The organism is Neoalteromonas flava, from assembly GCF_002807685.1.
GTDB lineage: Bacteria > Pseudomonadota > Gammaproteobacteria > Enterobacterales > Alteromonadaceae > Alteromonas_E > Alteromonas_E flava.
Window position 1 is genome coordinate 180,572 of sequence record NZ_PEAX01000003.1, and the last position, 25,240, is coordinate 205,811.

Consider the following 25,240-nt stretch of genomic DNA (forward strand, 5'->3'; position numbering starts at 1 on the left):
ACACATGCCTATAGTTTGTCAATGTGCGAGTTGGCGTATCACTCCCGCACAACTTAAAGCTTCATTCTTTTGTATAAGCGAAGTGCAGAGCGGTGATAGTTTCTGCCACTTCTTGTTGAGCATCTTTAAGGTTTCTCAAGCGTATTGACGTTTCATTCCAGGCAAAGCCAAGCATGTTTTTAAATAACGGATGATTTAAAATGCTAGGGTCAACTAACTTATTTTCAAGCATGTCTGCGTGGCGCACCCACATCGGAATAAATTCGTCATCCAAGCCTTGCATATAATTATGTTGCAGAGTTTGCTGGAGGAAGTACCGTTTATTCACCTTGAGTAAACGCCGCTTAATTTGCGCATCAGATATCAGTTTAAAGTCACCACTTTCCCGCATGGATGTAAAAGTGAAATCCTGAGGACTAAAAAAGTAGTAGTTATTAACAACTCGAGCTGCACTCAATGCTTTCTGCTGAGCCTCTGTCGAATCGACGTTACCATCAAATGATTGAAAAAATTGAATCGCTTCATTTAATGTTGCAACTTTTTCTTCAAGCGCGGGAATTAACTGTTGAATTTGACTTTGGTCAAACAACAAGTCTTGTTCTAGTTGCTCGAGGTAGTTAAGTTGTTTTTGATGATTGTTCCATTGCTCAACTTTATTTTCGGTCCAAAGTGCTAAATAAATACCCAGTACCAGCAAAATTAAGTCTTTGCCGAAATAGGCAAATCCTTTGAGTAATTTAGTCGAATACTTGTTGATCATGAGGCCTTAAAAAATAACTGTAAGTGAAAATACTTATTAGTGTTTGTCGCAAGAAACTGATTGAAGGTTTAGTTGTAAATTCTGCCAATATCAATAATTCAGTCAGTGATAGTTACAAATAATCTTGCTCCCGTATTTCATCGGTAGAGGTATACGATGCATTTCGTATAGGTGCTAAAGTGCACAAAAAAACAACAAGTATTAGTAAAGCAAACAGTATTACTGTATCCTCCACGGCCGCTTGCGCTGAGGAGCCAACGTGGACTGAATTAGGGCCGAGAATTCAATCTGGCTCTTGAAGCAACTTTATTATGAGACAGCATGACATTTGAATCACTCGGATTAATTTCCCCACTATTATCAGCACTTGCCAAGCAAGGTTACGACTCTCCATCACCAATCCAAGAAAAAGCAATTTCCCCGGTCTTAGCAGGTCGAGACGTTATGGCAGCAGCCCAAACCGGTACAGGTAAGACTGCAGCTTTCACACTACCACTACTGCAACGGTTGATGGAGAGTGGGCGAAAAGTTAGCAGCAATGGCGTGCGTGCGCTGGTGTTAACGCCGACGCGTGAACTCGCCGCACAGGTCGCCGATAGTGTTAAGAACTATGGAGCTGATTTGCCACTGCGCTGTAACTTAGTCTTTGGTGGAGTGAAAATTAATCCGCAAATGATGCAGTTGCGCCGCGGTACAGATGTATTGGTAGCTACGCCAGGGCGCTTACTTGATTTGTATCAGCAGAATGCGGTTAAGTTTGAGCAGCTTGAAATGTTAGTGCTAGATGAAGCTGATCGTATGTTGGACATGGGCTTTATTCACGATATAAAGCGAATACTGGCCTTATTACCTAAGCGGCGACAGAACTTACTCTTTTCAGCGACCTTTTCTGACGAAATCCGCGCATTAGCGCGAAACCTAGTAAATGAACCTATCGAAGTTTCTGTCACGCCAGCAAACTCCACTGTGGAGCGTATAGAGCAACGTTTACACCCAGTCAATAAAGCACAGAAGTCAAAGCTACTAGTGCATTTGATCAAGCAGCATGGCTGGTATCAGATATTGGTTTTTTGCCGCACCAAGCATGGCGCTAACCGATTGACCACGTTTTTAAATAAACAAGGGATCAAAGCGGCGGCTATTCACGGTAACAAAAGCCAAAATGTGCGTACACGAGCGCTAGCAGACTTTAAAGACGACAAGTTACAAGTGTTAGTCGCAACGGACATTGCGGCGCGTGGTATTGATATCTCGCAGTTACCTTTCGTGATTAACTTTGACCTACCCAATGTTCCAGAAGATTATGTGCATCGGATTGGGCGCACCGGGCGTGCGGGGAAAGAGGGCTTAGCGGTATCGCTAGTTAGCGTTGATGAAGCCAAGCAATTAGCCAGTATAGAGCGCTTAATTAAACTCACTATTCAACGTGATGTTGTCGGTGGTTTTGAACCCAGTGAAGAACTACCGGCGATAAAGTTACCCAATAAACCCAAAAAGCCAAAGAAGCCTAAAAAGCCAAAGCCTTCGCATGACGCGACTCAAGGAAGCAAGGATAAAGCTGGTGACAACGAGCCTAAGCCCAACCCCTCGCGGCGCAGACGCCGAGTTCGAAAGCCGAGTTCACAGGGCGCTCGTTCAGTATCATGAGCATTGATGCCAAGCCTAGGGCGGCAGTGTTTGTTGATGTACAGAATATCTATTACACCTGTCGTCAGGAGTATCAACGCCAATTCAACTACCGTCAGTTTTATGCACAGTTGGCAGAGAAATGCGATGTTTGTGTTGCCAATGCATATGCTATCGATAGTCATAATGACGGTCAGCACCGTTTTCAAAGTGCCCTGCGCAATATTGGCTTTGACGTCAAGTTAAAGCCTTACATCCAGCGGGCCGATGGTTCTGCAAAAGGAGATTGGGACGTAGGAATTACTATTGACGTGATGGACATTGCTTCTGAGGTTGACGAAGTGATTTTATTAAGCGGTGATGGTGACTTCGCGCAGCTGCTAGTGCGCATAAAGCAAGGTTTAGGTGCAACGACTCGGGTCGTCAGTGTGGAAGCGCTAACGGCCCAAGCTCTGATCCAAAGCTGTGATGTTTATACGCCAATCAATGCCAATGATTTGTTGTAGGAAGTTAGGCAGCCGCCGCTAAAAGCTAACGGTGGCTGCAGCCTTAGACAGTGTGAAGACGTGCTAATCTGACTCTCTCAAGTACCAAATCCCGTACTTATCACCTTGCCATTTAAGTAAATTAAATAGGTAGGCTGAGGCGAGTAAAATTAATCCGCCAGCAAGCGCTGGTTCACTAATGAAGCCCAAGCAACAGAATATAAATCCAAACGTATGGGCAATAATTTCGATTCTTACCGCGGCTTCTCGAGTCGGTCTCGCCTGTAAAAAATTAAACATAAACCAAATTTTGAGTAGCCAAGGCAGTGATTTCCAGTTGTCGGCATTTTTATCAATCATAAATGTCTCCTGAGTTAAAAGTTCGAGCTCTATGTCTAAGGCTGCGGCGATGCACTTCACTGATTCAACACTGGCATTATGACCACTTTCGATCCGTTGGATGGTGCGCACATTTAATCCTGCCATAGTGGCAAGTTGTTCTTGCGAAATGTGGCGACTAATTCTTAGTTGTTTCAGTTGTGGTGTACGCATGCCAAGACACATTCAGGAGTTTGCCTTAAGCATAAGGTTGTCGGGTAGGAAAGCAACACGACATTTACCCGACATTGCTGCTTTACTGCTGCGTGGCGCTGTTTCACATTGATTTCACGTTCCTCTTATTAGTCTGCTGGTGAGCAATTAAAGAGGCCACAACATGCCATCAAATAACGCTAGTCAGATTAAACTAAACGAAATCAGTCAGTCATTCCAAACGGGTCAACGCAAAGTTGTGCTATTTGAAAAACTCAGTTGTGTAATCAACCGAGGGCAGTCTTACGCTATCGTGGGGCCCTCAGGATCAGGCAAATCGAGTTTACTCATGTTGGCATCTGGGCTAGAAAAACCGAGCTCAGGCAGCATTGATTACCTAGAAAATGGGCAGCGTATGCCCATGCAGGTTCTGCGTGAGGATATTGGTTTTATTTTTCAGCAGTTTCACCTCTTACCCGAACTTAATGCCCTTAATAATGTTGCATTGCCACTTAAGTTGAGGGGGATTGCGGATGCAGAGCAAAAAGCAGAGCTCTGGTTGCAGAAGGTCGGTTTAGGCCATCGCTTATTACACCAACCCAAACAACTCAGTGGTGGTGAGCAACAACGGGTCGCTATTGCTAGAGCCTTAGTTTTTGAACCGAAGTTTATCTTTGCTGATGAACCTACGGGCAACCTTGATGCAAGCAGTGCTGATGATGTGATCACCTGCCTATTTTCCTGTTGTCAGGACCATGGTGCAGGTTTGATTTTGGTTACGCACAGTGACTCTTTAGCGTCGCGAGCTGATCATTTACTCACTTTTGTTAATGGGCAATGTAACGTTGCGTTAAAGCAGACTGAGGAGGTCATATGTTAAATTCTAATATTCGTCTCGCTTGGCAACTTCATCAGCTTGAAAAAGGTGCGCCTTACAATCGAACCTTGGTATGGGTTCAGGCAATCTTACTCACTTTTATCATCACGTTAAGCTTATCGAGTGAGTCAATTCAACGTTATCTTGCTAACAATTTGCAAAATTTATTGGGAGCTGACGTCGTGATCGCTCAGTCAGCACCATTAACCTCTCCACAAGCAGAGCAGCTGGCTGCTTTTGCTGAACACAGCATTTATACCCAATCCGTCCAGACCACATTAACGCGGGGGGAGGATTGGCAACGAGTAACCTTAAAGGCAGTTGGTGATGACTATCCCTTACAGGGCGAATTAAGAGTGGCCGATCTAGCGGGTGGACCCTCATTGGTTGCGAATACTGGGCCAGGGGTGGGTGAGATCTGGCCTGATGAACGGCTGATGGCGGCTCTAAGCTTAAAGGTGGGCGATACAATAACGATCACACAGTACCCGTTAAAGGTGACTAAGCGATTACAGCACGAGCCTGATCGATTGATGGAGGGATATAACCTTTCCATGCGCGCATTGATCCACCGCGATTCACTCGCGCAATTCAGTTTCAACTCTCGCGATATCGACTATCGGTACATGGCAACAGTCAATGACGCCAAACTGCAGTCCATTCTCGATTGGCAAAAAATAGAGCTACCAGCTGCTCAGGTTCATCATAAGCGAGGCGAGCATCCTTTAGCTTTGTTTTGGCAACGTACCGAAAACTTTATCGGACTGGCTTCAATTATTTTGTTCTTTATGGCGGCTATCGCAATCCAGCAAATTACTCAAGTCAAAACTCAGCACGAGCAATTTTTTACTGCTGTTTGTCTGAGTCTTGGTAGCACCAGACGACAAGCGGTCACGTTAGCTATACTCAAATGGTTGCTGAGCCTCGCTGCCTTATTGCCTTTGGTCGTATTGGCTTCATTGGTTTGTCATTGGCTGGTGGTGCAGTGGTTGTCAGCTACTTTGATGCAGCTTACTTGGCATCTAAATCCACTAGACCTAGTTAAGCCGCTAGTTGCCGGGAGTATGCTTTTTATAACCTTTCAGTTCCCAGTGTGGCTTGCCTTGCAGCAAGCCTCGGTGCGGCAATTGGTGTATCGTCAACACTCTAGCGGGCGTGCACTATTCTCGTTGCTGTGTGCAGTGTTTGTGCTCGTCGCCATCGGTATTGCATATTCAGACAATGGCCTGCTTACCGCCATGGTATTAGGCGCGATGGTATCGTGCATTTTGTTAATTCTGTTGATTAGTTGGTTCGGTTTAACTCTGGGTGAAAAGCTTACCCAACGTTACTCTGGACTCATACCTTTCACGCTGTTTATGATGAAACAGCGTTTATTAAGCAAAACTACACAAGTCTTAGGTGTTGGTTTATGTGCTTTTTTGCTGCTTTTTACCCTAATGTTACTCCGCGACTTGGGGGCGACAATGCAAGGATATCAACGCACGCATGATGGCAATTTACTAGTGACTCAAGCCACTGCGCAGCAACTTGACGATCTGCAATCATGGAGTAACGGGCGCAACGTTCAATTTCGGCAACAAAAGCCTTTTGTTTATGCCAAATTGTCGGCGATTAATCATAAACCGGTTGCCGAGTTTAGTACCCAGCCAAGTGGCAGTTTAGCCACGTTACAGCGTGAAATCCGTTTACATTGGACAGATGCAGTACCGCGCAATAATCGTGTATTCAGTGGTCAGTGGTGGGAATCAGGAACCAGTGACTGGCAGCAAGTGTCGGTTGAAGAAGAAGTAATGACCGACCTTGGCTTGAGCCTTGGCGACCAGCTCACCTTTTATATCGCAAATCAACCTATTACGTTTCGAATTACTGCGAGTCATGCGTACAAACCAGGTGCAGGCTCGATTACGTTTTGGGTGCAAATGCCCGCCATGGCTATTAATTATCTTGCAGCACAACGCTATGCAATGGCGAGTCTGGAAGTAAGCAATAGAGATTTCACTGAGATAAGTCAACTCTGGCAGCTTCATCCGACCTTACGTATGGTTTCAATGCAGGAGATGATGCAACGTTTTGACCGCACCTTGGCTATGGTGACGCAGGTGATTGGGGGCTTTGCGATTTTGATCTGTGTGTTGGCTATCATTGTAATACTCGCTTCAGTACAAGCCCTAGAGTCTCAAGAGCGGCTTAAAAATAGCGTTATCTTAAGCTTCGGGTTGAGTAAAAAAACCTGCTGGTACATGAATGGTGTTGAGTGGTTGGTGACTGCTGTTATTGCGGCTGGTGGGGCTATTTTTGGTACTTGGGTGGCAGGCGTGATGATCTATCAATCGCAGTTTTCACTGCCTTACCACCCCGATATTACTTGGCTTGCCTTAACGTTGTCCGTGATCTTAATCATCGTTATGTGTGTGGGTGGGATTGCCAGCAGAAATAGTCTGCGCAGTTCTGTGCGCGAACTCATGGCGGAATAAAATTAAATAATTTTTGCCTTTCACATTCGTTTCACGCGGTCCATGAGAACGTTCACGCACACAATGAGGAGATACAATTATGTACACAACAATCCAGCGGTTTATAACTATTTTCACACTGTTAATTGTGACCTTTACTATGCATTATTCGTGGGCTAGCGCAGACAGCCGCGTTCTAATGGTCGTAAGCAGTAACGGCAAAGACAAAGGTCAAACGGCACCAGGATATGAATTTGATGAATTTGCTAAAGCCTATTTAGTGTTTAAAGCGAATGGTATTGAGGTGGATATCGCCAGTCCTAAGGGGGGAGCGGTAGAAGCTGATAATTACGACCCGAGTGCTGATTTCAATGCACCGGTGTTGGCTGATCAAGAAATCATGCAAAAGCTAAACGAGACGCTGCCAATTAGCACCGTCAATGCTGCTGAGTATGCTGGCGTATTTGTCGTTGGCGGTAAAGGCGCAATGTTTGATTTGCCAATAGATACGGCACTGCAAACCTTGATTGCAGATATATATCAACAACAGGGCGTAATCGCTGCGGTTTGCCATGGCCCTGCCGCACTTGTGCACGTTAAGTTAGCCAATGGCGAGTATCTGGTTGCCGGTAAAACCGTCAATGGTTTTACTAATGAAGAAGAGCAACTGTTTGGCAAAAAGTGGCTAGCAGAGTTTGATTTTCTGTTAGAAGACAAGTTAAAAGCCCGCGGAGGTAAATTTGCAGCGGCCGAAATAATGCTTGAATATGTAGCGGTAGATGAGCGTTTAATCACTGGCCAAAACCCGACCTCAACGGTAGCAGCGGCAGAAGCTATGGTTGCAGAGCTAGGGCTCACCCCAGTTGCCATGCCAACATTTCGTGATGATTATACGTTGGCGCTGGTTGCAGACTTATTGGCTGGCGATAAAACAGCTGCCATCAAACTTTCTCAAGGATCTGAGCAGCTGCATATCGAATTAGTCGGTATGTATGGTTACTATTTCTTAAATGTGGCCGAAGATGATAAAGAGCTGCAACAAGCATTAACCCTTATGCAGTTAGGTCAAAGTGCAATTAATAATCCCAATCTGGATATTCAAATTGCCAAGACGCAACAGCAATTGGGTGATACTGTTGCCAGTACACAAACACTGCGTAACATTCTAGACAGTCATCCGGATTTTACTGCCGCTCAAGAGTTGTTAACTAGCATAACGCAGTGAAGCGGCACGATGCTCCATATAGGACTTGTATTGATATGACTCAGCCAAATCAGTTGCACATTTTACTCATCGAAGATGAACAGAATATTGCACAAAATATTGCTGAGTATATGGAGCAAAAAGGGCACGTTTTTGATTTCGCAACGCAGGGCAAACAAGGACTAAACTTAGCGCTAGAAAACTTCTATGACGTGCTCATTCTAGATTTAAATTTACCGGTCATGGATGGCTTAGCAGTATGCCGAGAACTGCGTGAACAGTCGCCTCGGCATATTCCAATTCTGATGCTTACTGCTCGTGACAGTATTGATGATAAAGTCGCGGGTTTTCAGCATGGCGCGGATGATTATTTAACCAAGCCTTTTTCGCTGCAAGAGCTCGAAGTGCGTTGTTTGGCGCTGTCTGGTCGCCATCGCTTGCAAACGAATGATGTAATTAAAATAGGTCCACTGGGTATTGACCGGAAACGACGGACGATTACCCGCGACGGTCAAGTTGTTGCGGTCAGTGCGATGGGATACAAGATCATAACCATACTTGCAGAAGCTTATCCGCAAGTTGTAACCCGCTCAGAACTCAGTCAAAAGCTTTGGGGTGATGAACCCACTGAGTCAGATGCTTTGCGTTCGCATATCTATCAGTTGCGAACGGTACTTGATAAGCCCTTTGCCGAGCCGCTGCTGAAAACTGTTTTTGGGGCAGGGTTTACGCTAGATGTTAAGGATTGAAGATGGCACGAACAGCGCCGCAAGAAACGTCCAAATTTCACAGTTTGAGTCGCCGTATTATCTGGCGGTTTTGTGTATTTACGCTATGTATTTCAGCAGTATATGGTCTCATTTCATTGATGCTGCTGTACAACTTGGAAGATCAATTTATTCAGCGAGGGGTTTTGCAAGAGGCGCAATTTTTACAATCATCCTACGCTCAGAACGGTGAGTGGCCGGAACCGCGAAACGCCAATATGCAATTGATATTTGATGCGAATGAGCTACCAGAAGATTTTCTAGCTATTGCGCTAGAAGAACCCCAACGAACCGAATTTTATGGATCACAAGGCCGTCATTATCATCTCCATCGCTTCCCACAGCATGACGAGGTTTTTTTGGTTGCTGAGGTTAGCGATCAATTAGTAGTGCGCCCGATCCGTGGGGGCATTATTCAATTTCTCGTCGTTAGTGGATTGTTTATTGCGGGAATCGCCTGCTTGATCGCTTGGTTTATTGGTCGTCGCACCACTCGGCCATTACAACAGTTGGCAAATCTAGTCGAAGGTGTAGCACCCGATAAGTTGCCGTCTGATTTCGCTGCACACTACCCCCGAAATGAGGTAGGGATATTAGCCCAAGCTCTGGAGCAAAGCTTACACCGGATTGCCAATGCCATATCCCGCGAGAAAAGTTTTACCCGCGATGTCAGTCATGAGTTACGTACGCCTTTGGCGGTAATTAAAAATGCCATTGAGCTGCTACAACAGCAACATGAAGATCAACCAGCATTGAACCGTATTTTACAAGCCAGTGAGCAAATGGAACATACCGTACAAACGCTGCTCATGCTGGCGCGCGAAGAGCATGGTAGGGGCCAACAAAAGTCCACTGCGCTAATGCCAGTTATAGAGCGCGCGGTTCTAGATAATCGTTTATTGCTCGCAGATAAGCCAATTGAGGTCGAAATTGCAGATAACTGTGAAGTAACAATAAATGGTGATGAAAACGTACTTAAAGTGGTGCTTGATAACTTGCTAAGTAATGCGTTTCGCTTTACAGATGCAGGCACGGTTAGGTTGTATTTCAGCAATCATGAGCTACATATTGAAGACTCCGGTCCAGGGATTGAGCCCGCGCTGACAGACAGCCTTACTGACGTTGGGGTAAAAGGTCAGCAAAGCACTGGATTTGGTTTTGGCCTATCAATTGTAAAACGGCTGTGCGAGTTTCAAGGGTGGACGCTCACAGTCACCAGTGCATCGGGCACAACGGTGACTGTAACCTTTAATTAACCGGCAATTGAGCGCCGCGATATTCATAGTCCGAAAAGGTATCAACCGACACTTCATCGATTTCAGTAAAAATTGCAAACGTGCCCAACATGTTTAAGGAAATTTTTTCTGGAAGTATCGCTTGGTCAATCTGCAAGAATGAGAGTGAGAACTCCAGTTCAGTGATTTTGGCGGTAAACATCGGAGAGAGTGGGGCTGTGTTAACAATGGTTACTTGTGCGATATAGTCCTCATGTTTAGCATACTTGAGTGTGCCTAGCAGGAATTTCGATTCTGCTTCACCCAGTTGACTGAAATAGACGTCAAATTGCGCATATATGAAGTGACGATCTTCATTAATTGGGATCAATGTATCGACCTGAATAAGCTCACGTAAGCTAATTGAAAAATTAGCTGATTCTTCCGCATCCTGTGACTGATTTTTCCGCTCAGCAAATGCTTCGCGCTGTTGCTGGCTTGGCAATTGGTCATTTATACGCACCAAAGACCACGCATTGGAGAGCCCATTGGCTGGCTCAAACTGTTCTAAACTATGCGTAATATCGCCTTCTTCGTTTTCAAAGCGTTCAACTTGATATGCCCATTCTTTGAGAGAGGTTGACTCGAACCGGCTAATTGCGTCATCAATCATATGCATCCAGTTTTCTGATGTAAGATCGCTTTGAGTTGCTTGTATCACGATACCCGGGTTGGACGATATTGGTTCGCTTGTCACAGTCACACCTAAACTCAGCGCAAGCGCAATGTATGTTGGATACACCTGAAAATCCCTCATGAAATTGTTTAAAGTGAAACTCTAAATGAAGCACTGTGAAACAGGCGTGAAAGCGAGCTTACTTAAACACTGGATATCGACAGAGGGTATGAACAACCTGCGGTGCTGTATTGGTGGTTAAAAGTAATAACAAAATATGCGAGTGTGCAAATCAGTGCTGTTGGAACCTAGATAAACGAATTTACATGTCAGATGCCCAGAAGGAATATTAAATTGCACTTACACGTACTCACTTAGTCGTAATCTTGAACTGCTCAAATTCGGTTCTTATATTGAATCATTTTGGTGCGCTGCTAGTTCTATTATGCAAGCGAGGTATTGTAACCATAAGAAATATAAGGGTTATTTTAATGGTATGTGATTTGCTTCAAGGATTAATCGAATAATATGACCATGCAAACGGACCAATGAGCGAAAAGTCTTTAATCAAGGTGTTATTGGTTGAAAGCAATCTAGCTAAAGCCGAGCTCGTGTCGTCAATGTTGAATAAGTCAGCATATCAGATCACACACGTAACCTCGCGTGGGCTCAGCCTGTTACGAGAAGTTGAGATTAATCAACCTGATCTGATCATCATGGATGTAGAATCTCCGGACCGGGATATTATTGAAAGTTTAAATCAAATTTCTCAGCTGAATCCTAAACCGGTCGTTATGTTTTCTGATGATGAAGATACGGCAACGATTAATTCCATGATGCGTTCTGGCGTTAGTGCATACGTAGTGGGAAATGTTGATCCAACAAAAGTAAAATCAATCATCGATATAGCAATTGCTCGTTTTAGTGAATATCAACGATTACGCAAAGAATTGGTGGCGACTAAAAAGAAGCTCACTAGCCAAAAATCTATTGAACAAGCCAAAATATGGCTAATGGAAACGAAGGGCTTAACAGAAAAAGAGGCGTATCACCGCATACGCAAAATGGCAATGGACAATAGTCAAAAAATTGAAGATGTGGCAAACAATATTCTGTCGCTGGCTTCTATGTTGGATAACTAACTATGGGTATTACGAATAATATTGAGAAGTCGCAACTTAACATTGGTTTTATGCCCTTAACGGATTGTGCTCCATTTGTGGTAGGCATTGAAAAAGGGTTTTTCGCTCACTGGGGGCTTGATGTAAGTTTACGCAAGCAAAATTCTTGGGTCGCTATGCGAGACAAGTTACAGTCCGGCCAACTAGATGCAGGTCATATGCTTGCGCCAATGCCAATGGCATGCACCTTGGGTCTTGGTGGTCAAAAAGTAGCAATGCTTGCCCCAATGGTTCTTAGTCGCAATGGCAACGCGATTACAATCAGCAGTAAATTGCGGCAAGAAATATTGGCGATAAATCAGATTGAACAAATACCCTTGCCGATGCCATCAAGTTTGTTGCTCAACATTATCGATGTGCGGGCACTCAAGGGCGAGAAGTTGCGTTTGGCGACGGTTTATCCCTATAGTTGCCACTACTATCAACTGCTCTCATGGCTAGCGCAAGGTGGAGTCGCTAGTGACTCCGTCGACATTCTCATTATTCCACCTTTGCATATGGTTGAAGCATTGTCGCGCGGTGATATCGATGCATTCTGTGTTGGTGGCCCATGGAATGCCCAAGCCGTTCGCGAGCAAGACGGGTTTACCGGTGTTACCTCATCCGATATTTGGCCTGACTTCCCAGAGAAGGTATTGGCAATTACTCAGGAATGGTATGCATCGAATACAGCGACAACACGTGCACTAATCTGCGCCTTGCAACAAAGTTGTGACTGGTTGCGCGACGTCCCCAATCGATTCGAGGCTGCGCGCTGGTTAGCATCTAAAGCATATCTAGATACTGAAATCGATATCGTAGCACCTTCATTAATTGGTAGTTGTTTAACTCATAGCGACGCCGAACCTAGGGATATTCCAAGTTACAATCAGTTTTCAGGAGATAACTCAAATCAGAGCAATTGCCCGAATTTCACATTCGGTGAATGGCTTCACAGTCAAATGTATGCTGCAGGTCATTTGGAAGGCAATATTTGTGCGGATAAACTGATTACCGAAGTATTCCGTCCAGATATCTATAAAGCCGCTTTTGAGTAGTGGCGTATTGAATGACTGCCTTTTTTTGGCGCCAACTTGCCCTATCTTAGTGCAGGAATACTCATCGAAGTATTAATTAATTTTTTCAACTAATTGATTAATAATAACTTTTAATGTTGGCATTATTTATGTATTGAAATTAGTAGCATTGATTCCAACAGCGGGATCAATACTCGGAATCGACCCGAGAAACAGTACTGCAACGGCGTAGTCAAACAGACAATATAAAGGCAACGAAGCCCGTACGTAACTGAACACATTGTTCGGATAACGTACGGGTTTTTTTTTGGAGAAAATTCGGATGTTTAAGAAAATCTTAACTAAAGCAACCAAACATGTCTGCCTCGTCGCTTTTGCAGGCGCATGGGCAGTGGCAAGTGTGGCGGCTGATATTGAGCTTGGATACCCAGAGAAAGAGGAGCTTACCTTCGGTTTTATTAAGCTCACAGATATGGCTCCCATTGCAATCGCTTATGAAAAGGGCTACTTCGAAGAGGAAGGGCTGTATGTCACTATCGAGGCACAAGCGAACTGGAAAGTACTGCTTGATGGTGTTATTGATGGGCGTCTTGATGGTGCGCATATGCTTGCTGGCCAACCGTTAGCAGCGACCATTGGTTATGGCACTAAAGCGAACATTATTACGCCATTTTCAATGGATTTAAATGGTAACGGCATTACTGTGTCTAACGAAGTTTGGCAGCAAATGAAACCAAATATTCCTAAGATGGCTGATGGGCGTCCAGAGCATCCAATCAAAGCTGATGCATTAAAGCCGGTTGTAGAATCCTACATTCAACAGGGTAAGCCTTTTAACATGGGTATGGTGTTCCCCGTATCTACGCACAATTATGAATTACGCTACTGGCTTGCTGCAGGTGGTATTCACCCAGGGTTTTATGCACCGCATAATGGCGATACTTCCGGGCAGATTGACGCACAAGCGTTACTATCGGTCACGCCACCACCGCAAATGCCTGCAACCTTAGAGGCTGGAACCATATACGGATATTGCGTAGGCGAGCCATGGAACCAGCAAGCGGTTTTTAAAGGGATTGGTGTGCCTGTGGTTACTGATTATGAAATATGGAAAAACAATCCGGAAAAAGTATTTGGGATCACGCAAGAATTTGCAGAAAAATATCCGAATACAACTGTCCGTCTTACCCGAGCTTTGATAAGGGCGGCGAAATGGTTAGACGCCAATAATAACGCTAATCGCCCAGAAGCAGTCAAAATTCTGAGTCAGTCGAACTACGTGGGAGCCGATTACGAAGTTATTGCTAACAGCATGACTGGAACCTTTGAATATGAAAAAGGTGATAAGCGTGAAGTGCCAGACTTTAACGTATTTTTCCGTTACCACGCAACTTACCCGTTCTATTCAGATGCTATCTGGTATCTCACACAGATGCGTCGCTGGGGACAGATCAGCGAAGACAAACCTGATGACTGGTACTTTGATATCGCCCGTCAAGTGTATCGCCCAGACATTTATATGCAAGCAGCACAATCATTAGTAGCTGAAGGGTTAATGCTGGCCAGTGACTTCGCTGAACTTACTAATGAAGACGGTTTTAAAGCTCCACAAACTCACTTTATTGACAATATTGTTTACGATGGGACCCAACCTAACGCCTACATCGAGAAGTTCGCGATCGGCCTTAAATCAGGTCAAAAGTTGTAGTCTGAGTGCTACGGGAGAGTATCCTTATGTCGACATTAATCGCTAAATTTATTTCGCGAAAAGACAAATTAGCTGAGAGTAACCGTTTCATTCAATGGTTGAATCAAACAATCAGTATAATTACGTTACCGCTCCTTGGGATCAGTGGATTCCTTGTGTTGTGGTCGATTGCCGCGAACAATATTGATACTTCTTTAGGGAAATTCCCTGGACCACAAGCTGTTGGATCCCAGGTCATAAACCTTTATCAGGAACATCAAACTGCGCGCCAGCGGGAAGCTGATTTTTATGCTCGTCAAGTAGAGCGAAACGCCAAACGAGTGGCTGATGACCCTACTTATGAACCAAAGTTGCGTGCTTACACCGGCAAAGAAACCTTTCTGGATCAGATAATCACCTCTTTGGTAACGGTGTTAAGTGGGTTTTTATTTGCAGCTCTTATTGCTGTTCCTTTAGGAATTGCAATAGGGCTTAGCAAATCTCTAAATACTGCGGTCAATCCCATTATCCAAGTATTTAAACCGGTCTCACCCTTGGCATGGTTACCCTTAGTGACCATGGTGGTCAGCGCTTTATACGTATCGCCAGATCCCATGTTTGCGAAGTCATTTGTGAACTCAATGATAACGGTTACCTTGTGTTGTTTGTGGCCGATGGTGATCAACACTTCAGTAGGTGTAGCCTCAATCAACAATGATTGGATAAACGTCAGTAGGGTGTTGCAATTACCTGCACTAAAACATGTACAGAAAATTGTTATTCCAGCTTCTATTCCAGCGATTTTCACCGGTATGCGGATGTCACTAGGCGTGGCTTGGATGGTACTCATTGCAGCTGAAATGCTTGCGCAAAACCCAGGGTTAGGAAAGTTCGTTTGGGATGAATTCCAAAATGGTAGTTCACAATCCCTAAGCCGGATCATGACAGCGGTACTAGTGATTGGCTTGATAGGTTTTATGCTCGATCGCGGCATGCTGCAACTGCAACGATGGTTATCGTGGGATAAATCCACGGCCATGCGATAACGCAGTATAACAAGGAGAGAAGAATGAGCATTATCTTAGACATCAGTCACATTGACATGGTTTTCCCAACGCCCAAGGGGGAATTTACCGCACTTAAAGACGTTGATTTACAAATTAAGAAAGGTGAATTTATTTCACTGATTGGCCACTCGGGCTGCGGAAAATCGACGGTTTTAAATGTGGTCGCTGGACTGTATCAAGCTTCAAACGGTGGCGTTATCTTAAACGGAAAAGAAGTTAATCAGCCAGGACCAGAGCGTGCCGTGGTATTCCAGAATCACTCATTGCTACCTTGGTTAACTGCCTATCAAAATGTAGAACTGGCGGTTAAACAGGTATTTGGTAAAACAAAATCACGAGCAGAAATTCAACAATGGATTGAACACAACTTGCGGTTAGTGCACATGGAACACGCTATGCACAAACGCCCTGATGAGATTTCTGGCGGGATGAAGCAACGTGTTGGAATTGCCCGTGCGCTGGCCATGCAGCCAGATATCTTGTTAATGGATGAACCCTTTGGTGCGCTAGATGCTTTGACCCGGGCACATATGCAAGACTCACTAATGGAAATACAGGAAACGCTTAGCAATACCGTAATCATGATCACCCATGACGTCGATGAGGCAGTATTGCTTTCTGATCGAATTGTGATGATGACTAATGGTCCTGCTGCAACGATTGGTGAGATCTTGGTTGTGGATTTACCACGCCCGCGCGATCGACTAAAGCTTGCCGAAAATAGTCATTACAACCATTTACGCTCCGAAGTATTAACGTTCTTGTATGAAAAGCAACGAAAGTTGGAGCCAATTTCAATTAAAACTAAATCGCAGGCTGCGGTGAAGCGTTCATCCAGCGTGGCATAACCTTGCCAAACAGCACACTTATTTAGGACTTTATTATGCAACGTACATTTACTTCAATTTGTTTGAGTGCGGTATTCGCTTTACCAGCAATGGCTGCAATAGAAACTGATTTTGGTTCTGCAAACATAGACTTTCGTCTGCGTTACGAAGGTGTAGATCAAAACAATGCGCTAAACGATGCGAATGCGCTTACTCTTCGGACCTTCGCTAATTTTAAAACTAAGGCGAATCATGGTTTTTCGATTTTTGTAGAAGTTGAAAATAACCTTGCTTTAATTGACGACTATAACGATACCTTAGGTGATGGCACTCAATATTCGGTTGTGGCCGACCCACAATCGACCGAGTTGGATCAAGCGTACGTTCAGTATCAACAAGATAATCTGACCGCTAAGTTAGGGCGGCAGGTCATCAATCTGGATAATCACCGGTTTGTCGGCAATGTTGGATGGCGTCAAGATAAACAAACCTTTGATGCTGTCTCAGTCAAGTACACTTATGCAGATGCTGAATTTTTCTATGCCTATATTGATAAGCGCAATCGTATCTTCGCGGATGAACGGGATATAGATGCAAAAGATCATTTATTGAATGCAAGCATAAAAACCCCGGCTGGGAAATTGACAGGGTATGGGTACTTACTAGAAGTCGACTCGCCCACAGTAAATGTAATCGATACGTGGGGCGCCCGTCTTGTTGGTCAGCAATCTATCGGGGATATACCGTTAAGTTATACCGCAGAATATGCCTCTCAAAGTATCGAAGCTGGCGCTAACGATTTTGATACTGACTATCTGTTACTCGAGGCTGGTTTTACGCTAGGTGAGCTCACTGTTAAAGCGGGCATGGAGTCGCTTGGCTCTGATGCCGGGCTTGTCGCGTTTTCCACACCGCTAGCCACGCTACACAAATTCAACGGTTGGAGCGATCAGTTTTTGGGCACTCCAGGCGTTGGGCTTGATGACATGTATGTTGCACTTTCAGGCAAAGCATTAGAGGGGAAATGGTCAGTTATCTATCACGACTTTAGCGCTGACGAATCCAATGCCCTACTAGATGACTTAGGCAGTGAATGGAACGCGATTTATACCACTAAGGTGGCTAATAAATACCCCGTTGGTATCAAGTTCGCACGTTATTCCGCTGGTGACGAAGCCTTGGGTAAAGTGGATACCAACAAATTGTGGGTTTGGGCTGGCTACGCATTTTAGCTCGCTGCAGCGATACTTAACTACTTAGGAGAAATATCCTGTGGCACAGAATATACGAGTGATCGTTATTGGTAATGGCATGGTTGGTCATCAATTGGTGGAGCAGCTGGTAAGTCTAAAAAATACGAGCAAATTGAGCATTACGGTATTGTCAGCTGAGCCGCGACTTGCTTATGACCGAGTACATTTGTCTGAATACTTTGCGGGCAAAAGTGCAGCGGACCTTGCCTTGACTGACGAAGATACCTACACAGAGTGGGGGGTCGATTTCAAAATTAACGCCAAAGTTACTCACATAGACCGTGCTCAGCGTAAGGTAACCACAGTTGAAGGGGAGACCTTTAGCTATGATAAATTGGTTATGGCTACTGGCTCTTATCCCTTCGTTCCGCCGATCCCAGGGAAGGATAGAGAACATAGTTTGGTGTATCGCACGATTGAAGATTTGGAAGCGATACAGGCATCTGCGGCAGTCAGTAAAGTAGGGGTTGTGGTTGGTGGTGGATTACTCGGTTTAGAAGCCGCAAATGCCTTGCAACAACTTGGTCTAGAAACACATGTCGTGGAGTTCGCTCCACAATTAATGGCTGTGCAGGTAGATGCAGGAGGTGGTCGCTTACTTAAGAGCAAGATTGAAGAGCTAGGCGTAACGGTGCATACCTCCAAAGCTACAGAATCAATCGAAGATGGCCTAAATTGTCGTTATCGTATGTGTTTCAAAGGCGGGGAGTTCCTTGAAACGGATCTGATTTTGTTCTCTGCAGGGATCCGCCCATTTGACAATCTTGCCCGTGAATTTGATTTGGCGCTTGGCGAACGTGGTGGCATCGTTATTAATAATTATTGTCAAACCTCTGATCCGGATATTTATGCAATCGGCGAATGTGCGCTGTGGAATAACTTTATTTTTGGCCTTGTGGCGCCAGGTTACACAATGGCCAAGGTGGCTGCGCGTCATATTGCATCCGCCGGCGGTAGTGAAGAAGTGTTTACTGGCGCTGATATGAGTACCAAACTAAAACTAATGGGCGTTGATGTTGGTTCTATCGGTGATGCGCATGGCAGAACTCCTGGCGCATTAACATATACCTATGAGAATCAAGCGCTGGGTACCTATAAAAAAATGGTAGTGTCGAGCGATAAGAAATACATGTTAGGTGCTGTGTTGGTAGGCGATACGTCAGATTATGATACCTTGTTACAGTATATGCTCAATGGCCTTGTATTGCCTGATGCTCCAGAAGCTTTAATTTTGCCTATGGCTGCGGAAAAACCGCAGTTAGGTGCTGATGCACTGCCAATGACAGCTACAATCTGCTCCTGCCATAACGTCACCAAGGGTGCGATAATTGAAGCGATTGATCAAGGTTCGTGCGATGTTGCTAGCGTTAAAGCCTGCACCAAGGCAGCGACTGGTTGTGGTGGCTGTGCAGCGTTATTAAAAAATGTTGTCGACGATGAACTTGAAGCCCGCGGTGTAGAAGTCAGTACTGACATCTGTGAACACTTTGCTTTCAGTCGCCAAGGTTTATATGACATTGTGCGTGTCGAAGAGATTAAAAGCTTCGATGAATTGCTAACTGCTCATGGAAAAGGCCATGGTTGCGAAATTTGTAAACCGGCTGTAGCGTCTATTCTTGCTTCTGTATGGAATGATTACGTTTTACAGTCTGAGCATGTGTCGTTGCAGGACACCAATGACACCTTTCTAGCGAATATGCAAAAAGATGGCACATATTCAGTGGTTCCGCGCGTGCCGGGCGGTGAAATAACGCCGGAAAAATTGATCGCCATTGGTGAAGTGGCGAAAAAGTATCAACTGTACACAAAAATAACCGGTGGTCAGCGCATCGATATGTTCGGGGCAAGGGTAGAGCAATTACCCGAAATATGGCGCGAGCTTATTGCTGCAGGCTTAGAGACGGGCCATGCCTACGGTAAATCACTGCGAACGGTCAAATCCTGTGTTGGTAGTAATTGGTGTCGTTACGGTGTGCAGGATAGCGTTGGAATGGCGATAGCATTGGAAAATCGTTACAAAGGCCTACGTTCCCCACATAAACTCAAATTCGCCGTGTCAGGTTGTACTCGAGAGTGTGCTGAGGCGCAGAGCAAGGATATTGGCGTTATCGCTACTGAACGCGGTTGGAACCTTTATGTGTGCGGCAATGGCGGAATGAAGCCTCGACACGCAGACTTGTTCGCAACCGATTTAGATGATGCGACCTTAATCGCTTATATCGATCGAGTTTTGATGTTCTATGTGAAAACTGCTGACCGGTTACAACGCACATCGGTATGGATGGATAACTTGGAGGGGGGGCTTGATTACCTCAAACAAGTCATCATCGACGATCAACTCGGTTTGTGTGCCGAACTTGAGCGCCAAATGGCGCAAGTGATTAACACGTATCAATGTGAGTGGAAGACCACCCTCGAAAGCCCTCAGGCGTTAAAGCGTTTTCGTAGTTTCGTCAATAGCGATAAAGCAGATGTGAATATTCGGTTCGTCGAAGAACGTGGTCAGCTTCGTCCGGCCAAACCGTCTGAAAAGATACTGGTAACAGAGGGTTAAGTTATGATCGCGAGTGAACAGCTATGGCTAAACGTGTGCAAGATTGACGATTTAGTGGTTAATTCCGGCGTTTGTGCGCTGGTGCACCAGGATACCCAGAAAGAGCAGCAAGTTGCGCTCTTTTGGGTGCCGGCTGATGAGAATAAAGTCTATGCCATTGGTAACTATGATCCGATTGGCAAAGCGCATGTCCTGCACCGCGGACTCTTGGGGTCAGCTGGGGGGGTATTATTTGTCGCTTCGCCACTTTACAAACAACGCTTTACGCTAGTCGAAGGAGTTTGTTTGGATGATCCGACGGCCAATGTTCCGATCTTTCCTGCCCGCATTAGTGGCGACGACGTGCAATTGCTGGTTTAGCATTTCTCAATGCGTCAGCAATAAAGCTAACTGCTAAGAGATATCATCAATGGCTAAGATTGGATCGAAAACCATGCAAAAGCGTTTAAAGCAGACCACTTGCGCTTATTGTGGTGTTGGCTGCGGTATTGACGTGAGCGTCGCGGTGCAAGATGACGAGGTAAAGTTGACTGAATTAAAGGGGAGCCCAGACCATCCGGCGAACCAAGGGCGTCTTTGCGTGAAGGGAACACATTTGCTGGACACGCTAGGTTTAAAGTCACGACTATTGCACCCGCTTATCAAAGGACAGCGCTCATCTTGGACGCAAGCAACCACCCATGTAGCTAGCGAATTGAAGCGGATTATCGAGCAGTACGGATCTGATGCTGTTGCATTTTATGTTTCAGGTCAATTACTGACTGAAGATTACTATGTCGCGAATAAATTGATGAAAGGCTATATTGGTTCGGCCAATATCGATACCAATTCTCGATTGTGCATGTCGTCAGCGGTTGCAGGCTATAAGCGTGCATTCGGAGAAGACGTAGTACCATGCGATTATCAAGATTTGGAGCATACCGACTATTTAGTAATGATTGGCTCTAATGCTGCGTGGACACATCCGGTTTTGTATCAACGCATGGAACGAGCCAAGCAATTGAATCCTGCAATGCGCGTTGTGGTAATCGACCCTAGACGCACCGAGACCTGTGTCCTCGCCGACCAGTTTTTGCCCATTCGTGCGGGCTCTGATGCGGGTTTGTACAATGGGTTACTCGCTTATGCCGCAGCACACGGACATTTAGATGAAACATTCATTGCTCAACATACCGAAGGGTTTAGTGCAGCACTCAACGCCTGCCAAGAGTGGAACATTGCCCGTGTTGCAGATTATTGCAAAATCTCAGAAGCGCAGATATTGGGTTTTTACCGCGGGTTTTGTGCTGCCAAGAAAGCACTTACCTTTTTTTCGATGGGGATCAACCAGTCAAGTACAGGGGTTGATAAATGTAATGCCATTATCAATGCTCACTTAGCAACCGGGCAGTTACTTAAGCCTGGAGCAGGTCCGTTTTCGATTACCGGTCAACCGAATGCGATGGGCGGACGCGAGGTAGGAGGCCTGGCAAATCAGCTCGCTGCGCATTTGGATATTGAAAACCCACAACACCGTGAGTGGGTGCAAACCTTTTGGCAATCACCTCGCATAGCTTCTCAAGCGGGGTATAAGGCGGTTGATCTGTTTTCCGCCATGCAGCAGGGTAAAATCAAAGCGGTTTGGATTATGGCGACAAATCCAGTGGTAAGTTTACCGAATCGCAAAGCGATTGAAGCGGCATTAGCCCAATGCGAGTTAGTCATCGTGTCTGACTGTGTAGCACAAAATGATACGTTAGAATATGCCGATGTGGCGTTACCTGCTGCCGGATGGGGGGAGAAGGATGGCACGGTTACCAACTCTGAACGACTGATTTCGCGGCAACGCGGATTGCAGCCACTGGCCGGTGAAGCAAAACCGGATTGGCAAATTATTTGTGAAGTGGCAATGCAAATGGGGTACGAGGGTTTTAACTATCCCAGCAACGCCGCTATATTTGACGAGTGGACACGCCTAACAAGCTACCAAAACCAGGGGCAAAGACAACTTAATTTAGGTGGTTTGTCAGGGCTATCTCAGGAAGAGTATTTGCGTTTAGAACCCACTCAGTGGCCGGTGGAATCGAGGCAAGAGCGTCGTGGGCAAGTATTCAAAAATTATCGCTTTTCGACAGTCACAGGTAAAGCCTGCTTCATTCCTATTTTGCCGTGTTTGCCGCAGCAAAAAAACTGTTCCGAATATCCATTAATAATGAACTCAGGCCGTATTCGCGATCAGTGGCATACCATGACGCGTAGTGGTTTGTCGCAAGCGTTGAATACCCATATCGAGAGGCCTCAAATTACCGTACATCCAGCGGATGCTGAGCAATATCAGCTTGTTGATGGGGAGCTTGTTCGAGCCACTTCATCGTATGGCAGTGTGATTGCAAACGCGCAAGTTAGCGACCAAGTCAAGCAAGGTGAATGTTTTATGCCAATTCATTGGAGTCAGCAAGTGGCTTCTGACGCATCGGTTGCCGCACTTTATTCATCGATTGTTGATCCTTTATCGGGGCAGCCGGAGAGTAAATTTGTACCAATTCAATTAAAACCAGTTCATTTTCAACAGTTTGCTGTGTTACGCACACGCCAGACAGTGGCAGTGACAGCAGACTACTGGTTGCGTATTGGGGGACCTGAAAGTACACATCTTGAATTGGCCTTTGCTGAACCAATCGCCGATCCATTGAGCTGGTGTCAACAACTAAGTGGTATCCAAGGTGAATGGATAAGCTTTTTTGATGGTACCCAAATGAACGTGCAATGTGTTTTGGACGGTCATATGCTGTTAGTTGCAGTTTTTGCGGATGCTCAGCCAAGGGGCAGCAAAGAATGGCTTGATTACGTGTTTACGCAACAGTGCTTGACTGATGTTGATAAGCAAGCCGTGTTATACGACCAGCCTGCTGAAGAGTTTTTGCAAGGACCGTTGGTGTGCAGTTGCTTTAAAGTTCGAGAACAGCCGATTATCGACGCCATCCGCGGCGGTTGTGATTCCGTGCAAGCACTAGGAGAACAATTGCAATGTGGCACTAACTGTGGCTCTTGTAAGAGTGAGTTGTCGCAACTTGTAAAGCGTCATCAGGATGCTTCAGGCGAATATGTGCAAGCTGAAGTCATCCCAGTTGTGCAATTAGAAACGCTATAGTCTTGGAGGAGTCCCCAATGTTTAATAGCTTAAAAATGCCCTTTCTCCGAGATGTTTTTGGACGGAACAAAGGATTTTATAAAAGCAACCGCTTGGCTCTGGAACCTGTTAAAGCATCTAGTTATGGCAAGGTTTATTTAATTGGGGCAGGATCAGGAGACGCCGAACTGCTGACGCTGAAAGCTTATCGTACTCTTCAGCACGCCGACATTATTATGGTTGATTGGCTGGTTGACTCGGCAATCTACGAGTACTTTCCTGCTTGTGCGCAACGAATATTTGTGGGGAAAAAGTGTGGTCGTCACAGTATGACTCAAGCTGAAATTTGCAGTTTGATGGTTCAGCAGGCTTTATTAGGTAAAACTGTCGTTAGACTAAAAGGAGGAGACCCCAGTATTTTCGGTCGCATTGCTGAAGAAACGCTCATGCTGCGGCAGCATGATATTCCTTTTGCAATCATTCCTGGCGTAACCGCAGCCAGCGGCTGTGCCGCGTATGCAGGTATCCCCTTAACACACCGTGATTGCGCCCATGCAGTTCGCTTCGTTACAGCGCACAAACAAGATCCTCAAGCAGAAATCAATTGGCAAGAGCTGGCAAAAACAGACGATACGCTTGTGTTTTATATGGGCTTAAATCGAATAACTCATATTACTGAACAGCTCCAGTTACACGGTATGCCAGGTTCAACACCGATAGCGGTAGTTGACCAAGGGACGTTGATACAACAACGGATATGCTGCAAAACATTAGACTCACTGACTGCGCAAACGGATTTGGTAACGTTTAATGGACCAGCGCTAATTATCGTTGGAGAAGTAGTGAATAAACGCGAGCCAGTTGAGCTTGGGTTACTATCTTTTGATATGGCCCTGACATGAGCGTCCGACTATTGCAAAAAGATGCAGAGTTTGAGTCTGCATATGCTGAGTTTGCAGGCTTCATTAAGCTAATTGGTCGCGGTAAAAAAGCGGGTGAGTATTTAACTTTCTCTCAAGCTGAGCGAGCGATGACATTACTACTCACGCAGCGAGTTTTGCCTGAGCAGCAAGGGGCTTTTTTAATGTTGCTGCGGATGCGTGAGGAATCTGTGGAAGAACTGGCCGGTTTTCTTAGTGCCTGTCGCCAAACTTTGCCAAATGTGACGAATGCCGAAGCTAGTTTACCGCAGGCCGATATTGATATTGGTTTGTACGCAGGGAAGCGACGGCATTTACCTTGGCATATTTTGGCAGCACTGCTACTTGTTAAGCGCGGTTATCGGGTATTTATGCACGGCACACAAGAACCCGGCTCTGGCCGGTTGTATCTCGACAATGTTTGGCGAAGATTTGGTTGGCATGTGGCCAATTCTGCGCAGCACGCAAGGGAATTGATGGAATTAAATGGCTTCTGTTATATGAATTTGGCAGACGTTCACGAGCAAATGCATCACCACATTCAACTGCGAGAACTATTTGGCCTACGTTCGTGTATGAATTCATTGGCTCGGATGCTCAATCCATCTTCTGCTAGGGTAAATTTACAAGGGGTCTACCATAAGCATTTTGACGAACGTCACATCTCAGTTGCCAAGCGGTTAAATAACGATAATGTGGCGTGCTTTCGTGGCGATGGCGGCGAAGTTGAAGTTAATCCTGAACGACCATTTACACTGCATATACATAATCAGGGTCAGATCCAACAATTGCATTTCCCTGCGCTCCTAGAAAGCTGGCAAGTAAAACCAAAGTCACTGGACGTTAGTACAATGATAAGTTGCTGGTGTGGCAATGCGGACAATCTATATGGACAACAAGCGGTGGTGGGTACATTGGCGACTATGTTATGTTTACTGGAGTCGTTAACGGCTGAAGCAGCGATTGCATTGGCGAGCGAAATTTGGCTCAATCGAGATAGGCAATGGCCAGGTTACAGGGTGAATTAACC

At 45.4% G+C, this 25,240-nt stretch carries 21 protein-coding genes; 18 read left to right on the forward strand and 3 right to left on the reverse strand.

Features of this window, described 5'->3' with window-relative positions:
* Positions 1 to 61: 61 nt before the first annotated feature.
* Positions 62 to 760: a DUF6090 family protein gene (locus tag CSH92_RS06875; RefSeq protein ID WP_100656891.1), complete on the reverse strand. Its 699-nt coding sequence runs from the start codon at positions 758 to 760 to the stop codon at positions 62 to 64.
* Between the two features lie 321 nt (positions 761 to 1,081).
* On the opposite strand from CSH92_RS06875, the gene CSH92_RS06880 reads away from it, so the two are divergent.
* Both CSH92_RS06880 and CSH92_RS06885 read left to right on the forward strand, forming a co-directional pair.
* Positions 1,082 to 2,407: a DEAD/DEAH box helicase gene (locus tag CSH92_RS06880; protein ID WP_100656892.1), complete on the forward strand. Its 1,326-nt coding sequence runs from the start codon at positions 1,082 to 1,084 to the stop codon at positions 2,405 to 2,407.
* Positions 2,404 to 2,892, forward strand: coding sequence for a LabA-like NYN domain-containing protein (locus tag CSH92_RS06885; protein ID WP_100656893.1), 489 nt, complete (start codon positions 2,404 to 2,406; stop codon positions 2,890 to 2,892). The genes CSH92_RS06880 and CSH92_RS06885 overlap by 4 nt, the downstream gene beginning before the upstream one ends.
* 63 nt (positions 2,893 to 2,955) lie before the next feature.
* Here the strand turns inward: CSH92_RS06885 and CSH92_RS06890 are convergent, their stop codons facing one another.
* Positions 2,956 to 3,423 (reverse strand): helix-turn-helix domain-containing protein, encoded by a 468-nt coding sequence (locus CSH92_RS06890; protein ID WP_100657460.1) that lies wholly within the window; start codon positions 3,421 to 3,423, stop codon positions 2,956 to 2,958.
* A gap of 163 nt (positions 3,424 to 3,586) precedes the next feature.
* Between CSH92_RS06890 and CSH92_RS06895 the strand changes: the two genes are divergently transcribed.
* From CSH92_RS06895 to CSH92_RS06915, 5 genes are all read left to right on the forward strand, one after another.
* Entirely contained in the window at positions 3,587 to 4,282 is a 696-nt protein-coding gene (locus tag CSH92_RS06895; RefSeq protein WP_100656894.1) for an ABC transporter ATP-binding protein, read from the forward strand.
* Positions 4,276 to 6,756: an ABC transporter permease gene (locus tag CSH92_RS06900; protein WP_100656895.1), complete on the forward strand. Its 2,481-nt coding sequence runs from the start codon at positions 4,276 to 4,278 to the stop codon at positions 6,754 to 6,756. Before CSH92_RS06895 ends, CSH92_RS06900 begins: the two co-directional genes overlap by 7 nt.
* Before the next feature lie 79 nt (positions 6,757 to 6,835).
* On the forward strand, positions 6,836 to 7,960 hold the full coding sequence (locus CSH92_RS06905; RefSeq protein ID WP_100656896.1) for a type 1 glutamine amidotransferase domain-containing protein: 1,125 nt from the start codon (positions 6,836 to 6,838) through the stop codon (positions 7,958 to 7,960).
* A gap of 35 nt (positions 7,961 to 7,995) precedes the next feature.
* Positions 7,996 to 8,688, forward strand: coding sequence for a response regulator transcription factor (locus tag CSH92_RS06910; protein WP_100656897.1), 693 nt, complete (start codon positions 7,996 to 7,998; stop codon positions 8,686 to 8,688).
* Between the two features lie 2 nt (positions 8,689 to 8,690).
* Positions 8,691 to 9,962 carry a sensor histidine kinase gene (locus tag CSH92_RS06915; protein ID WP_100656898.1) on the forward strand — a complete coding sequence of 424 codons (1,272 nt, stop codon included), beginning with the start codon at positions 8,691 to 8,693 and terminating at the stop codon, positions 9,960 to 9,962.
* On the opposite strand, the gene CSH92_RS06920 is transcribed toward CSH92_RS06915, so the two are convergent.
* The gene (locus tag CSH92_RS06920) at positions 9,955 to 10,677 is read right to left on the reverse strand and encodes a hypothetical protein (protein ID WP_124916934.1); all 723 of its coding nucleotides are present in this window, start codon (positions 10,675 to 10,677) and stop codon (positions 9,955 to 9,957) included. The genes CSH92_RS06915 and CSH92_RS06920 overlap by 8 nt on opposite strands.
* 467 nt (positions 10,678 to 11,144) lie before the next feature.
* Between CSH92_RS06920 and CSH92_RS06925 the strand changes: the two genes are divergently transcribed.
* From CSH92_RS06925 to CSH92_RS06975, 11 genes are all read left to right on the forward strand, one after another.
* Positions 11,145 to 11,738 carry an ANTAR domain-containing response regulator gene (locus CSH92_RS06925; protein ID WP_100656900.1) on the forward strand — a complete coding sequence of 198 codons (594 nt, stop codon included), beginning with the start codon at positions 11,145 to 11,147 and terminating at the stop codon, positions 11,736 to 11,738.
* A 2-nt stretch (positions 11,739 to 11,740) separates the two neighbouring features.
* Positions 11,741 to 12,814, forward strand: coding sequence for a CmpA/NrtA family ABC transporter substrate-binding protein (locus CSH92_RS06930; protein ID WP_100656901.1), 1,074 nt, complete (start codon positions 11,741 to 11,743; stop codon positions 12,812 to 12,814).
* Positions 12,815 to 13,115: 301 nt separating this feature from the next.
* On the forward strand, positions 13,116 to 14,501 hold the full coding sequence (locus CSH92_RS06935) for a CmpA/NrtA family ABC transporter substrate-binding protein (protein WP_100656902.1): 1,386 nt from the start codon (positions 13,116 to 13,118) through the stop codon (positions 14,499 to 14,501).
* A 26-nt stretch (positions 14,502 to 14,527) separates the two neighbouring features.
* A complete protein-coding gene (locus CSH92_RS06940) occupies positions 14,528 to 15,526 on the forward strand; it encodes an ABC transporter permease (protein WP_100656903.1) in 999 nt (332 codons plus the stop codon).
* Positions 15,527 to 15,549: 23 nt separating this feature from the next.
* Positions 15,550 to 16,395 (forward strand): ABC transporter ATP-binding protein, encoded by an 846-nt coding sequence (locus CSH92_RS06945; protein WP_100656904.1) that lies wholly within the window; start codon positions 15,550 to 15,552, stop codon positions 16,393 to 16,395.
* 35 nt (positions 16,396 to 16,430) lie between these two features.
* On the forward strand, positions 16,431 to 17,606 hold the full coding sequence (locus CSH92_RS06950; RefSeq protein ID WP_100656905.1) for an alginate export family protein: 1,176 nt from the start codon (positions 16,431 to 16,433) through the stop codon (positions 17,604 to 17,606).
* A gap of 40 nt (positions 17,607 to 17,646) precedes the next feature.
* Positions 17,647 to 20,181: a nitrite reductase large subunit NirB gene (gene nirB / locus CSH92_RS06955; RefSeq protein ID WP_276307860.1), complete on the forward strand. Its 2,535-nt coding sequence runs from the start codon at positions 17,647 to 17,649 to the stop codon at positions 20,179 to 20,181.
* Between the two features lie 3 nt (positions 20,182 to 20,184).
* A complete protein-coding gene (gene nirD, locus CSH92_RS06960) occupies positions 20,185 to 20,541 on the forward strand; it encodes a nitrite reductase small subunit NirD (protein ID WP_205662134.1) in 357 nt (118 codons plus the stop codon).
* Between the two features lie 49 nt (positions 20,542 to 20,590).
* Positions 20,591 to 23,311 carry a nitrate reductase gene (locus CSH92_RS06965; RefSeq protein WP_100656906.1) on the forward strand — a complete coding sequence of 907 codons (2,721 nt, stop codon included), beginning with the start codon at positions 20,591 to 20,593 and terminating at the stop codon, positions 23,309 to 23,311.
* A gap of 17 nt (positions 23,312 to 23,328) precedes the next feature.
* A complete protein-coding gene (gene cobA, locus CSH92_RS06970; protein WP_100656907.1) occupies positions 23,329 to 24,192 on the forward strand; it encodes a uroporphyrinogen-III C-methyltransferase in 864 nt (287 codons plus the stop codon).
* On the forward strand, positions 24,189 to 25,238 hold the full coding sequence (locus CSH92_RS06975) for a glycosyl transferase family protein (protein ID WP_100656908.1): 1,050 nt from the start codon (positions 24,189 to 24,191) through the stop codon (positions 25,236 to 25,238). Before cobA ends, CSH92_RS06975 begins: the two co-directional genes overlap by 4 nt.
* The last annotated feature ends 2 nt before the right edge of the window (positions 25,239 to 25,240 follow it).

Excerpts from the sequence above, each read along its gene's own strand:
- CSH92_RS06875 (WP_100656891.1), bottom strand. The coding sequence starts at position 760 with ATGATCAACAAGTATTCGACTAAATTACTCAAAGGATTTGCCTATTTC.
- CSH92_RS06880 (WP_100656892.1), top strand. The coding sequence starts at position 1,082 with ATGACATTTGAATCACTCGGATTAATTTCCCCACTATTATCAGCACTT.
- CSH92_RS06885 (WP_100656893.1), top strand. The coding sequence starts at position 2,404 with ATGAGCATTGATGCCAAGCCTAGGGCGGCAGTGTTTGTTGATGTACAG.
- CSH92_RS06890 (WP_100657460.1), bottom strand. The coding sequence starts at position 3,423 with ATGCGTACACCACAACTGAAACAACTAAGAATTAGTCGCCACATTTCG.
- CSH92_RS06895 (WP_100656894.1), top strand. The coding sequence starts at position 3,587 with ATGCCATCAAATAACGCTAGTCAGATTAAACTAAACGAAATCAGTCAG.
- CSH92_RS06900 (WP_100656895.1), top strand. The coding sequence starts at position 4,276 with ATGTTAAATTCTAATATTCGTCTCGCTTGGCAACTTCATCAGCTTGAA.
- CSH92_RS06905 (WP_100656896.1), top strand. The coding sequence starts at position 6,836 with ATGTACACAACAATCCAGCGGTTTATAACTATTTTCACACTGTTAATT.
- CSH92_RS06910 (WP_100656897.1), top strand. The coding sequence starts at position 7,996 with ATGACTCAGCCAAATCAGTTGCACATTTTACTCATCGAAGATGAACAG.
- CSH92_RS06915 (WP_100656898.1), top strand. The coding sequence starts at position 8,691 with ATGGCACGAACAGCGCCGCAAGAAACGTCCAAATTTCACAGTTTGAGT.
- CSH92_RS06925 (WP_100656900.1), top strand. The coding sequence starts at position 11,145 with ATGAGCGAAAAGTCTTTAATCAAGGTGTTATTGGTTGAAAGCAATCTA.
- CSH92_RS06930 (WP_100656901.1), top strand. The coding sequence starts at position 11,741 with ATGGGTATTACGAATAATATTGAGAAGTCGCAACTTAACATTGGTTTT.
- CSH92_RS06935 (WP_100656902.1), top strand. The coding sequence starts at position 13,116 with ATGTTTAAGAAAATCTTAACTAAAGCAACCAAACATGTCTGCCTCGTC.
- CSH92_RS06940 (WP_100656903.1), top strand. The coding sequence starts at position 14,528 with ATGTCGACATTAATCGCTAAATTTATTTCGCGAAAAGACAAATTAGCT.
- CSH92_RS06945 (WP_100656904.1), top strand. The coding sequence starts at position 15,550 with ATGAGCATTATCTTAGACATCAGTCACATTGACATGGTTTTCCCAACG.
- CSH92_RS06950 (WP_100656905.1), top strand. The coding sequence starts at position 16,431 with ATGCAACGTACATTTACTTCAATTTGTTTGAGTGCGGTATTCGCTTTA.
- nirD (WP_205662134.1), top strand. The coding sequence starts at position 20,185 with ATGATCGCGAGTGAACAGCTATGGCTAAACGTGTGCAAGATTGACGAT.
- CSH92_RS06965 (WP_100656906.1), top strand. The coding sequence starts at position 20,591 with ATGGCTAAGATTGGATCGAAAACCATGCAAAAGCGTTTAAAGCAGACC.
- cobA (WP_100656907.1), top strand. The coding sequence starts at position 23,329 with ATGTTTAATAGCTTAAAAATGCCCTTTCTCCGAGATGTTTTTGGACGG.
- CSH92_RS06975 (WP_100656908.1), top strand. The coding sequence starts at position 24,189 with ATGAGCGTCCGACTATTGCAAAAAGATGCAGAGTTTGAGTCTGCATAT.